Annotated in this window: 9 protein-coding genes; 1 reads left to right on the top strand and 8 read right to left on the bottom strand. The window is 71.2% G+C overall.

What is annotated here, in order from left to right:
* From ACYC1Z_RS01530 to ACYC1Z_RS01500, 7 genes are all read right to left on the bottom strand, one after another.
* The coding region (locus ACYC1Z_RS01530) for a TerC family protein (RefSeq protein WP_461407796.1) at positions 1–1,051 on the bottom strand (1,051 nt) is incomplete at its 3' end.
* 313 nt (positions 1,052–1,364) lie between these two features.
* Positions 1,365–3,461 (bottom strand): excinuclease ABC subunit UvrB, encoded by a 2,097-nt coding sequence (gene uvrB, locus ACYC1Z_RS01525; RefSeq protein ID WP_461407795.1) that lies wholly within the window; start codon positions 3,459–3,461, stop codon positions 1,365–1,367.
* A gap of 42 nt (positions 3,462–3,503) precedes the next feature.
* Positions 3,504–3,950: a MarR family winged helix-turn-helix transcriptional regulator gene (locus ACYC1Z_RS01520; protein WP_461407794.1), complete on the bottom strand. Its 447-nt coding sequence runs from the start codon at positions 3,948–3,950 to the stop codon at positions 3,504–3,506.
* A 230-nt stretch (positions 3,951–4,180) separates the two neighbouring features.
* A complete protein-coding gene (gene coaE / locus ACYC1Z_RS01515) occupies positions 4,181–4,786 on the bottom strand; it encodes a dephospho-CoA kinase (protein WP_461407793.1) in 606 nt (201 codons plus the stop codon).
* Entirely contained in the window at positions 4,786–5,646 is an 861-nt protein-coding gene (locus ACYC1Z_RS01510) for a siderophore-interacting protein (protein WP_461407792.1), read from the bottom strand. Before ACYC1Z_RS01510 ends, coaE begins: the two co-directional genes overlap by 1 nt.
* Before the next feature lie 113 nt (positions 5,647–5,759).
* The gene (gene rpsA, locus ACYC1Z_RS01505; RefSeq protein WP_461407791.1) at positions 5,760–7,247 is read right to left on the bottom strand and encodes a 30S ribosomal protein S1; all 1,488 of its coding nucleotides are present in this window, start codon (positions 7,245–7,247) and stop codon (positions 5,760–5,762) included.
* 170 nt (positions 7,248–7,417) lie between these two features.
* Complete coding sequence (locus ACYC1Z_RS01500; protein WP_461407790.1) at positions 7,418–8,443, bottom strand: 6-phosphofructokinase; 1,026 nt, start codon at positions 8,441–8,443, stop codon at positions 7,418–7,420.
* Positions 8,444–8,633: 190 nt separating this feature from the next.
* Between ACYC1Z_RS01500 and ACYC1Z_RS01495 the strand changes: the two genes are divergently transcribed.
* Positions 8,634–9,539, top strand: coding sequence for a class I SAM-dependent methyltransferase (locus ACYC1Z_RS01495; protein WP_461407789.1), 906 nt, complete (start codon positions 8,634–8,636; stop codon positions 9,537–9,539).
* A gap of 6 nt (positions 9,540–9,545) precedes the next feature.
* Here the strand turns inward: ACYC1Z_RS01495 and polA are convergent, their stop codons facing one another.
* The gene (polA, locus tag ACYC1Z_RS01490) at positions 9,546–12,257 is read right to left on the bottom strand and encodes a DNA polymerase I (RefSeq protein WP_461407788.1); all 2,712 of its coding nucleotides are present in this window, start codon (positions 12,255–12,257) and stop codon (positions 9,546–9,548) included.
* Between the last annotated feature and the right edge of the window lie 50 nt (positions 12,258–12,307).

Below are 12,307 nucleotides of genomic sequence, written 5' to 3'. Positions count from 1 at the left end.
TGCCGTGGGGGCGGTTCGCGAGGGTGGTCGAACGGGCCCCCACGGCAGCCGGGTCGTTCTCTGCCGCGAGCCGCGCGTCCTTCCGGTTCCGCGTGACGCTCGCCAGGACGGTGACGAGCAGGACGCCGAGGATCCAGAGCAGGGAGAACGCCGTGGACGGTTCGGGAACACCGAGCCACTCCGCGCCACCGTTGATGAAGCCGAGCTCGTTGGTGTGCAGGGCGTGGATGACGAGCTTGACGCCGATGAAGCCGAGGATGAGCGCCAGGCCGTAGTGGAGGTAGACGAGCTTGTCGAGCAACCCATCGATGAGGAAGTACAGCTGGCGCAGCCCGAGCAGGGAGAACGCGTTGGCGGCGAAGACGAGGTACGGCTCCTGTGTGAGGCCGAAGATGGCGGGGATCGAGTCGACCGCGAACAGGACGTCCGCACTGCCGACCGCGAGCACGGCGAGGAGCATCGGGGTGATGAAGGTCTTGCCTGCGTGCCGGTGGACGAGCTTGCCGCCGACGAAGCCCTCGGTCACCGGGACGAAGCGGCGCACCATGCGGACGAACCCGTTCTCCTGGTACTCGTCGTGCTCGTCGGGCTTCTCGACGCCTTCCCTGGCCTGCGCGACGGCCGTGTAGATGAGGAAGGCTCCGAAGATGTAGAAGGCCCAGGAGAAGGTCTCGATGGCCGCGGCGCCGAGCATGATGAAGGTGAAACGTAGGACGAGGGCGATGATGATGCCCGCGAGCAGGACCTCCTGCTGGTACTTCCGGGGGATCCGGAAGGCGGCGATGATGATCACCCAGACGAAGAGGTTGTCGACCGACAGGCTCTTCTCGGTGACGTAGCCGGCGAAGTACTCGCCGCCGTACTGGCTGCCGTAGATGAGCCAGATGACCACCCCGAACAGGATCGCCATGGCGACGTAGGCGACGGACCACCACGCCGCCTCCTTCATGGACGGGGCGTGCGGGGTGTGGACGTGGCCGACGATGTCGACCGTGATCATCACGACGACGATGGCGATGAGGATAATCCAGCCGAGCGCGTGAACTTCCACAATTCCTCCGGTACGTAGGGGCAGGTACCGGAGGTCTCTTCCGCCTGGAACGGGCAGTCCGCCAACCGACCTGGGTGGGTGACGACCGCCGAGGGCCTGGCCGGTGGTACCGAGCGGGCACTCTCGCCCGCCGTGATGACGGCACCACTGTTGGGGGAATACTCCCCTCCGCGCGGTTCACTGTACGGCACGGGAGAACGCCCAGCCAGCGTGCCCCAGGGCGCCATCGGACATACAGGATGTACCCCGCCACGTGTTGGCGCGGCGCACGGGCCGGTCAGGGCCGCACCGCGGGAGCGCCCGCGACGGCGCGTCAGGCGTTCGCCGCGGTCATCTGCCGGAGCTCCTTCTTGAGGTCGCCGATCTCGTCGCGCAGCCGCGCCGCGAGCTCGAACTGCAGTTCCTCGGCAGCGGCGTGCATCTGCGCCGAGAGCTCCTGGATGAGCTGCGCGAGGTCACTGGCCGCGGCGCCGGCGAGCCGTTCCCGCGCCGACAGCCCGGCCTTCTTGCGGTCCCTGCCCCCGGGTCCCTTGCCGGCGCCGCGGTACCCGCCCTCGAGCAGCTCGGCGGTGTCGATGTCCTCGCGGGCGAGCATGTCGGTGACGTCGGCGATCCGCTTGCGCAGCGCCGTCGGCTCGATGCCGTTCGCGGTGTTGTAGGCGACCTGCTTCTCCCGGCGACGGGTCGTCTCGTCGATGGCCTGGGCCATCGACCGGGTGATCGTGTCCGCATACATGTGCACCTGACCGGACACGTTGCGCGCGGCGCGGCCGATGGTCTGGATGAGGGACGTCGCCGAGCGCAGGAAGCCCTCCTTGTCGGCGTCGAGGATCGCCACGAGCGAGACCTCGGGCAGGTCCAGGCCCTCGCGCAGGAGGTTGATGCCGACGAGCACGTCGAACTGGCCGAGCCGCAGCTCGCGCAGGAGCTCGACGCGGCGCAGGGTGTCGACGTCGGAGTGCAGGTACTGCACGCGGACGCCCCGCTCGAGGAGGTAGTCGGTGAGGTCCTCCGCCATCTTCTTCGTCAGCGTGGTCACGAGCACGCGCTCGTCCCGCTCGGTGCGAGCCCGGATCTCGCCCAGCAGGTCGTCGATCTGCCCCGTGGTGGGCTTCACGACCACCTCGGGGTCCACCAGGCCGGTGGGCCGGATGATCTGCTCGACGACGCCGTCGGACTGGCTCAGCTCGTACGAGCCAGGGGTGGCCGAGAGGTACACGGTCTGCCCGATGCGCTCGAGGAACTCCTCCCAGCGCAGCGGTCGGTTGTCCATCGCCGACGGGAGCCGGAACCCGTGGTCGACCAGCGTCCGCTTGCGGGACATGTCCCCCTCGTACATGGCGCCGATCTGCGGCACCGTGACGTGCGACTCGTCGATGACGAGCACGAAGTCCTCGGGGAAGTAGTCCAGGAGCGTGTTGGGCGCCGTGCCGGGGCCACGCCCGTCGATGTGGCGGGAGTAGTTCTCGATGCCGGAGGTGGTACCGATCTGCCGCATCATGTCCAGGTCGTACGTGGTCCGCATGCGCAGCCGCTGTGCCTCGAGGAGCTTGTTCTGCCGCTCCAGCTCGTCGAGCCGCTCGGCGAGCTCGGCCTCGATCCCGACGACGGCCCGCTCCATCCGCTCCGGACCGGCCACGTAGTGCGTGGCGGGAAAGAGATGGACGGCCTCCTCGGTGCGCACCACCTCACCGGTCAGCGGGTGGAGTGTGCTCAACCCGTCGATCTCGTCCCCGAAGAGCTCGATCCGGATGGCGAGCTCCTCGTACACGGGAATGATCTCGACGGTGTCGCCGCGCACCCGGAAGGTGCCCCGGGTGAAGGCCACGTCGTTGCGGAGGTACTGCATCGTGACGAACTGGCGCAGGAGCTGGTCGCGGTCCACCCGGTCGCCCACCTTGAGCTGGACCATCCGGTCCACGTACTCCTGCGGCGTGCCCAGGCCGTAGATGCAGGAGACGGATGCGACGACGACGACGTCGCGGCGGGTGAGCAGCGAGTTGGTGGCGCTGTGCCGCAGGCGCTCGACCTCGTCGTTGATGGAGGAGTCCTTCTCGATGTACGTGTCCGACTGCGGGATGTACGCCTCGGGCTGGTAGTAGTCGTAGTACGAGACGAAATACTCGACGGCATTGTTCGGCAGGAGCTCGCGGAACTCGGTGGCCAGCTGTGCGGCGAGGGTCTTGTTGGGAGCCATCACCAGCGTGGGGCGCTGAAGCTGCTCGATCATCCAGGCCGTCGTGGCGGACTTACCGGTCCCCGTGGCGCCGAGCAGGACGATGTCCTTCTCCCCGGCGTTGATCCGGGCGGTCAGGTCCGCGATGGCGGTGGGCTGGTCCCCCGACGGGGTGTAGTCAGAGATGACCTCGAACGGGGCGACGGAGCGCTGGAGGTCGGTCACCGGTCGCATGAATCAACCGTACGTCGGCTCGGCGACCTCGGGGGGCGCCGGTCAGCGCCCTGCGTCCAGGCCCGCCGCGAACCTGCTGAGCAGATCGGCGAAGGTGCGGCGCTCGGCGTCGTCGAACATGGCGAGGTGCTCCTCGAGCAGCGCGGCGCCCGAGGCGCGCGCGTGCTCCCGGACCGCCGCGCCGCGCGCGGACAGCCTGAGCAGGCTGGCGCGCCCGTCATCCGGGTCCGGTGTGCGGTCCACGCGCCCGGCGCGCTCGAGCCGGCGGACCTGGGGCGTCACGGTGGACTTGTCCACGCCCTGCCACGCTGCGAGGGAGGACACCCGCATCGGCCCACGTTCGTGCAGCGCCTCCAGCAACCACGCGTCGGTCGGTGAGAGCGCGATGTCCTTGCCGGCCCAGAAGCGCCGGCGGACACCGCTCCGGCTCAACCACCACATCAGCGCGGCGAAGGCCGCCTGAACCCGCTCCGTGGCCTCGTCGACCATCTCTCCTCCTCGGGTCGCCCACCGGTCCGGTGTTCGCATCGTCCGCCCGGCCCGGTCGGCTGTCGCGCCATCCGTTGGTGAGGTTACCCCAACCAATATCTTCACGAGCACGCCCCCCGTCTCGGCACCAGTCGGTTGTCTCCAACCCGTCCGGCCGGTGTCCCCGACCGGCGAGACCCCCAGGAGCGCCCGGTGATGGGCCGCCCGTGCCGGTGTGCCGCCCGGGGGTGTTACGGCCTGCCGACCGCGGGCCGGAGGCGTTCGACCCAGAGCTCGCGCACCGCGGCCGCCAACTCCGCCGGGGTGCCGGAGTTGTCCAACCAGACGTCGGCCACGGCTCGTCGTGCCTCGTCCGTGGCCTGGGCGTCGATACGCGCCCGCGCGTCCTGCGGCGTCATCCCCCGGTCGCGGACCAGCCGGGCGAGACGCGTCGCGGCGTCGGCGCCGACCACCACGACGAGGTCGTAATGCTCCGCCAGCCCGTTCTCGACGATGAGCGGCACGTCGTGCACGACGACGGCGTCGGCGGGCGCCTGCCGGGCACGCCGCGCGCTCTCGGCGCCGATCAGCGGGTGCGTGATCGCGCCGAGGCGGCGCCGTGCCGACTCATCGGCGAACACGAGACGGCCCAGCGCGGCCCGGTCGAGCGCGCCGTCGTCGTCGAGGATGCCGGTGCCGAACGCCGCGACGACGGCGCGCAGCCCGGGTGTCCCCGGGGCGACGACGTCGCGCGCGATCTGGTCGGCGTCGATGACCACCGCGCCCAGCGTGGCGAGCTGGCGCGCGACGGTGGACTTGCCCGACCCGATACCGCCGGTGAGTCCGACGGTGAACACTAGTTCTCCGGGTCCTCGGGGTCGATGGGGGCGTGGTGGTCGTGGGCGACCTCGCCGCGCTTCCAGTACCCGGAGACCTTGACGTTGGCCGGTGCGAACGCGGATCCTCCGCGCAGCCAGCGCCGCACCAGCACGAGCGAACCGGCCTCACCGCCGAACCAGGCGTAGCCGGTGCCGTCCCGGACCGGCAGGTCACGGGCGGCATCGACGAGGAGCGTCGTCGTGCCCGGGGCGGCGTCGCCACGGTAGAGGTGGCGGACGTCGTGCTCGGGCCGGGCGACGGCGGCGAGATAGGACTCCGCGTCGGGGTCCGAGAGCTCGACGAGAACGTCGACGGGGATGCCGGCGGGGATCATCTCCAGCCACCGGGCCAGGACCGGGAGTGCGGACTCGTCGCCGCCGAGGAGGAGGTGGTCGGCGCCCCGCGGGGCGAGCTGCGAGCTGCGCGGCCCCGCCACCGCGACCGCGTCACCGACGGCGGCTGCCGCGGCCCAGGCCGAGACCGGCCCCGGCGTGGCGTGCAGCACGAAGTCGATGTCGAGCTCGCCGGGCCGGACGGCGCGTGGGGTGTAGTCGCGGACCACGGGCGGCAGCTCCGGGCGGACCATCCCCTCCAGGCCGACCGTGGGGGCGTGCAGGACGCCGGTGGCCGGGTCGGGGACGAAGAGCTTGACGTGGTCGGTGGGGCCGTCGGCGACGAGGCCGGCGAGCTCGTCGCCGGTGAGCGTGACACGGAGCAGCTGGGCGGTGAGCCGCTCGGTGCGGGCCACCCTCAGGTGCCGCACGGCGAGGTCGTGGCGGCGGCGCTCACGCACGAGGACCGGCCCGGCGCTGGTCGGCGAGTGCTGTTCAGGGGGCATGGGGGCCAGCCTAACCGGCCCGCGACGGGTGGAAGAGGGCACGCGCGAGGCCCGCCACCCGCGAACGGGTGACGGGCCTCGCCGTGCCGGTCAGCTGCTGATCGGTGGTCCGATCAGTTGCCGGTGAGCTTCTCGCGCAGCGCGGCGAGCGCCTCGTCGGACGCGAGCGTGCCGTGCGCCTCGACCGGGGCCGAGGTGTAGGACGTCGGGCCGGCCGGGGCGGAGCTGGAGGTTGAGGTGGAGGTGGTGCCGTCGGCAGCGTCCGCGTCGGCGTTCATCGCCTCGGCCACCTGCTTCTTGTGTGCCTCCCAGCGAGCCTGGGCCTTGGCGTACTCCGCCTCCCACGCCTCGCGCTGGGTCTCGTAGCCCTCGAGCCACTCGTTGGTCTCGGGGTCGAAGCCCTCGGGGTACTTGTAGGCACCCTGCTCGTCGTACTCCGCGGCCATGCCGTACATCGACGGGTCGAAGTCGTCGCTGGTCGGGTCGACACCCTCGTTCGCCTGCTTCAGCGAGAGCGAGATGCGGCGACGCTCGAGGTCGATGTCGATGACCTTGACGAACACGTCGTCGCCGACCTTTGCGACCTGCTCGGGCAGCTCGACGTGGCGCTGGGCCAGCTCGGAGATGTGCACGAGGCCCTCGATACCGTCCTCGACGCGCACGAACGCACCGAAGGGGACCAGCTTCGTGACCTTGCCGGGCACGACCTGACCGATGGCGTGCGTCCGGGCGAAGGCCTGCCACGGGTCTTCCTGCGTGGCCTTGAGCGAGAGGGAGACCCGCTCACGGTCCATGTCGACGTCGAGGACCTCGACGGTGACCTCCTGGCCGACCTCGACGATCTCGCTCGGGTGGTCGATGTGCTTCCAGGACAGCTCGGAGACGTGCACCAGACCGTCCACGCCACCGAGGTCGACGAACGCACCGAAGTTGACGATCGAGGAGACGACGCCGGGGCGGACCTGACCCTTCTGCAGGGTCTGCAGGAAGTGGGACCGGACCTCGGACTGCGTCTGCTCGAGCCAGGCGCGACGGGAGAGGACGACGTTGTTGCGGTTCTTGTCCAACTCGATGATCTTCGCCTCGAGCTCCTTGCCCACATAGGGCTGGAGGTCGCGCACGCGGCGCATCTCCACGAGAGAGGCGGGGAGGAAGCCACGCAGGCCGATGTCGAGGATGAGGCCACCCTTGACGACCTCGATGACGGTGCCGGTGACGACGCCGTCCTCTTCCTTGATCCGCTCGATGGTGCTCCACGCACGCTCGTACTGGGCGCGCTTCTTCGACAGGAGCAGGCGACCCTCCTTGTCCTCCTTCTGGAGGACGAGCGCCTCGATGTGGTCGCCGACGGAGACGACCTCGTCGGGGTTCACATCGTGCTTGATGGAGAGCTCACGAGAGAGGATGACGCCCTCGGTCTTGTAGCCGATGTCGAGGAGGACCTCGTCCCGGTCGACCTTGACGATGGTGCCCTCGACGATGTCCCCGTCGTTGAAGTACTTGATGGTGGCGTCAATGGCGGCGAGGAAGTCTTCCTCCGAGCCGATGTCGTTGACGGCAACCTGGGGGGACGTCGCCTGCGTGGGCGTAGTGATGGTCATTGAGCTATGGACTCCGTTGCGGACAGGGATGTAGTTCGGACAGGTGAGTGGTGCCGGTAGCGCGTGGCGCAGCGCATGACTACGCCAACGGCGATCCTACCGATGCCCGGCCGGCCCAGGCAACCACGCGGCGCGCCCCGGGGTGCTCTCGGACTCGGCCCCTGGAGATCTCACGCCAGGGCCCGGGCGACCGTGAGCAGTTCCTCGGGTACCTGCTTGACCTGCCCGGCGATGTCCGCGAGCGGCACCAGGTCGATGTCCTCCCCGTGGATCGCGGTCATGACGTCGGACCGGCCGCGTTGGAGGGCCTCCACGGCCGCGTAACCGAACCGCGAGCCCAGGATCCGGTCCGCGGGCAGCGGGGTGCCGCCCCGCTGGACGTGGCCGAGCACGGTGACCCGCGTGTCGAACCCGGTGCGGGCGGCGATCTCCCCCGCCACCCGGTGCCCGACGGCGCCCGCGACGATCTCGCCGTACTTGCCGAGCTGGGTCTCGTACGTCATGGAGGTGCCCGCCGCGGGCACGGCGCCCTCGGCGACGACGACGATCGAGAAGGAGGCGTGCGCCCGGTGCCGGTGGCGCAGGAACTTCTCGAGGGCGTCCATGTCGAACGGCCGCTCGGGGGCCAGCACGACCTCCGCCCCACCGGCGATGCCCGCGTTGACGGCGATCCAGCCGGTGTGGCGGCCCATGACCTCCACCACCATCACGCGGTTGTGGGACTCGGCGGTGGTGTGGAGGCGGTCGATGGCCTCGGTGGCGATGTGGACCGCCGTCTGGAAGCCGATGGACGCGTCGGTGCCGACGACGTCGTTGTCGATGGTCTTGGGGATGCCGATGACGTGGATGCCGCGCTCGGCGACCTTGCTGGCCGCGTGCAGCGTGCCGTCGCCCCCGATGCACACGAGGGAGTCGATGCGTTCCGCCTCGAGCGTGGCCTGGACGGCGTCGAGCCCGCCGGCGGCGTCGTGCGGGTGGAACCGGGCGGTGCCGAGCAGCGTGCCGCCGAGCGGGAGGACGCCACGGATGTGCTCACGCGTGAGGGTCATCACGTCACCCTCGGCCACACCCTTCCAGCCGTTCCGGAAGCCGATCACCGAGTGCCCGTACTCCCCCATCGCGTGCTTGACGACGGCACGGATCGCGGCGTTGAGGCCGGCGCAGTCGCCGCCTCCGGTGATGAGGCCGATGCGCACGATGAATCCTCCTGCAGGACGGGAGACGGGGACGTCGCGTGGGCCGGTGCACCGAGCCCGACTCCTCCTCGAGGGTAGTGCCCTGCCGGGCCCGGCACCCGGGCCCTGGGTCCGCGGTCGGCGCCCGGGGGCCGGCCCTGGGCGAGCGCGGCCGGCCGCGGCGCGGGTCGTGGTCCGGCAGACTGGCCCCGTGGACGAGGACGCGGCGCGGACCGCACCAGGGACCGGCCCGGCGAGCGCGGCGCGGTTCGGCTACCGCGACGTCGATCCTGTCGCGGCCGCCGGCGCGAACGCCCGGTGGTGGTCCCGGGCGGCGGGCGACTACCTGGCCGAGCACGGCCGCTTCCTCGGCGACGCGGACTTCTGCTGGTCGCCGGAAGGGCTCCGCGAACGCGACGCCCAGCTGCTGGGACCGCTCGCGGACCTGCGCACGAGCCGGGTGCTGGAGGTCGGCTGCGGGGCGGCGCAGTGCTCGCGCTGGCTGCGCACCCAGGGGGTCGACACCGTCGCGACCGATGTCGCCGCCGGGATGCTGGGGCAAGCGGCCGCGCTGGACGCCGCGACCGGGACCGCGGTGCCGACCGTGCTCGCGGACGCCCGGGCGCTGCCGTTCGCGGACGCCTCGTTCGACGTCGTGTTCACCGCGTTCGGCGCCATCCCGTTCGTCCCCGACGCCGGTCGCGTCCACGCCGAGGCGGCGCGTGTGCTCACCCCCGGCGGCCGCTGGGTCTTCTCGGTCACCCATCCGGTGCGGTGGGCCTTCCCCGACGACCCCTCGGCCCACGGCCTGACGGTGAACCGCTCGTACTTCGACCGCACCCCCTACGTCGAGACCGACGAAGCCGGCACCCCGCTCTACGCCGAGTACCACCGCACGTTCGGGGACCATGTCCGCGACGTCGTCGCCGCCGGGCTGGTGATCGAGGACGTGGTCGAGCCGGAGTGGCCCGGGGGCGAGCGCTCGGTGTGGGGCGGCTGGGGCCCGGTCCGCGGCGCCCTCGTGCCCGGCACCGCCGTCTTCGTCACGCGCAAGACCCGCACGACGCCCCACGAGAGCGGTGCCGCGCCCGGCATGACCCGCCCGCGGATGCGCTGACGGCCGTCAGTGTGCGGCGTCGCGCCAGGAGCGGCCGGTGCCGACCGAGACGTCCAGCGGGACGGAGAGCTCGGCCGCCCCGCCCATCTGCTCGCGGACGATCGCCTCGATCTGGTCGCTCTCGCCGGGCGCCACCTCGAGCACGAGCTCGTCGTGCACCTGCAGCAGGATGCGGGACCGCAGCCCGGCCGCCCCGAGCGCCCGGTGGGTCTCGACCATGGCGACCTTGATGAGGTCGGCGGCCGAGCCCTGGATCGGGGCGTTCAGCGCCATCCGTTCGGCCATGTCGCGGCGCTGCCGGTTGTCGCTGGTCAGGTCCGGCAGGTAGCGGCGCCGACCCATGATCGTCTCGGTGTACCCCGTCTTGCGGGCCTCGTCGACGACGCCGCGCAGGTAGTCCCGCACGCCGCCGAAGCGTTCGAAGTACCCGTCCATGAGGGCGCGCGCCTCACCCACCTCGATCTTGAGCTGGCGCGACAGCCCGAACGCGCTGAGCCCGTACGCGAGGCCGTAGCTCATCGCCTTGATCTTGCTCCGCTGCGCGGGCGTGACGGCGTCGGTCGGCACGTCGAACACCCGGGAGCCGACGAAGGAGTGCAGGTCCTCACCGGAGCGGAACGCGTCGATCAGCCCGGCGTCACCGGACAGGTGCGCCATGATGCGCATCTCGATCTGGGAGTAGTCGGCGGTGAGCAGCGCCTCGTACCCCTCCCCCACGACGAAGCCCTCACGCACGCGCAGGCCGTCCGCCGTGCGCACGGGGATGTTCTGGAGGTTGGGGTCGGTCGAGCTGAGCCGGCCGGTGGCGGCGATGGTCTGGTGGAACGTCGTGTGGATCCGGCCGTCCGGGGAGACGGCGCGCAGCAGCCCCTCGGCGGTCTGTCGCAGCCGGATCTGGTCCCGGTGCTCGAGCAGGTGCTCGAGGAACGGGTGCTCCGTCTTGGTGTAGAGCTCGACGAGGGCGTCCGCGTCAGTGGTGTAGCCGGTCTTGGTCCGCTTGGTCCGGGGCATGTCGAGCTCGTTGAACAGCACGTCCTGGAGCTGCTTGGGGCTGGACAGGTTCACCTCGTGCCCGATGGCCTCGAACGCCAGGGCGGCGGCGCGCTCGACCGCGTGGTCGAAGCCCGCGTGCAGCTCCTCCAGGTTGGCCACGTCGGCGGCGATCCCCGCCTTCTCCATGAGTGCGAGCACCCGCTGGACGGGCAGCTCGAGCTCACCGAGCAGCGCGTGCGCGCCGCGATCCACCAGCTCGGCGCTCAGCGCACCGGCGAGCTCGATGACGACGCTCGCCCGCACCCCGGCGTGCTGGTCGGCGCCCCCGCCCCCGAGGTCGAGCACGCCCTGGCCGTCGGCCTCGTCGTCCTCGCGCAGCTCGCGCTTGAGGTGACGCAGGCTCAGGTCCGCCAGCGTGTACCGCCGCTGGTCGGGATGGCACAGGTAGGCGGCGAGGGCGGTGTCGAAGACGACGCCGTCGAGCATGAGCTTCCGCCCGTCCAGGGCGTGCCAGGCGTTCTTGGCCTCGTGCACGGCTTTGGCGGCGCCCGGGTCGGCGAGCCAGGCAGCCAGCGCGGTCTCGTCCTTCGGGCCCACCGCGGCGAGATCGACGGTGACGGCGCTGCCCGCGCCGTCCGCGATCGCGACGGCCCAGGCGTCCCCGCTGCCCTGCGCGGTCGTGCCGGTGACGTCCAGGCCGAGCAGGGTGCCGTTCCGGGCGGCCAGCCACGCGTCCAGGCCCCCCACGAGGCCGGCTGCGGCGACGACGTCGACCTCGACGTCCTCGGCCGGGGCGGCGCCTTCCTCCTCGGGCAGCGTCTCGAAGAGCCGCTGCCGCAGGACGTCGAACTCGAGGGAGTCGAAGATCTGGTGGACCGCCTCGCGGTCGAGCGGCCGGCGGGCCAGGTCGTCGACGCCCGTCGAGAGGTCGAGGTCGACGAGCAGCCGGTTCAGGCGCCGGTTGCGCAGCACCAGGTCGAGGTTGTCCCGCAGGCTCTGCCCCGCCTTGCCACCGACGAGGTCGGCGTGGGCGACGACGTTCTCGAGCCCGTCGTACTGGGCGATCCACTTCGCCGCCGTCTTGGGCCCGACGCCGGGGACACCGGGCAGGTTGTCGCTCGTCTCCCCCACGAGGGCGGCGAGGTCGGGGTACCGCGCGGGCGCCACTCCGTACTTCTCCTCGACGGCCTCGGGAGTCATCCGCGAGAGCGTGGAGACGCCGCGGATCGGGTAGAGGACGGTGACCTGGTCGGTGACGAGCTGGAAGGTGTCCCGGTCTCCGGAGCAGATCAGGACCTCCTGCCCGGCCGCCGCGGCGCGGGTCGCCAGGGTGGCGAGGATGTCGTCCGCCTCGTAGTTCTGCTTCTCCAGGAACGGGACGTTCATCGCCCGCAGGACCTCCTGGATCAGGGGCACCTGCCCCTGGAACGGCGCGGGGGCGGCGTCCCGGTTGGCTTTGTACTCGGCGTACTGCTCGGTGCGGAACGTGCCGCCCGACATGTCGAACGCCACGGCGAGATGCGTGGGCTGCTCCTCGGCGAGCAGCTTGATCAGCATCGAGAAGAAGCCGTAGACCGCGTTGGTCACCTGACCCGTCTTCGTCGAGAAGTTCTCGGGCGGCAGGGCGTAGAACGCCCGGAAGGCCATGGAGTGGCCGTCGACGAGGAGGAGGCGCGGGGGCTGGCTGTCGGTCACGACGAACACACTATGGTGCGCCGCCGCCATCGCGAAGACGGCCCGACCGACCGCGGCGCCGCCCCGCCGGCGCCCCGGGC

The sequence above is a fragment of the Georgenia sp. genome (assembly GCF_054605595.1).
Note: the sequence above shows the minus strand (reverse complement) of the source record. Positions and strands in the feature narration are given on the sequence as shown.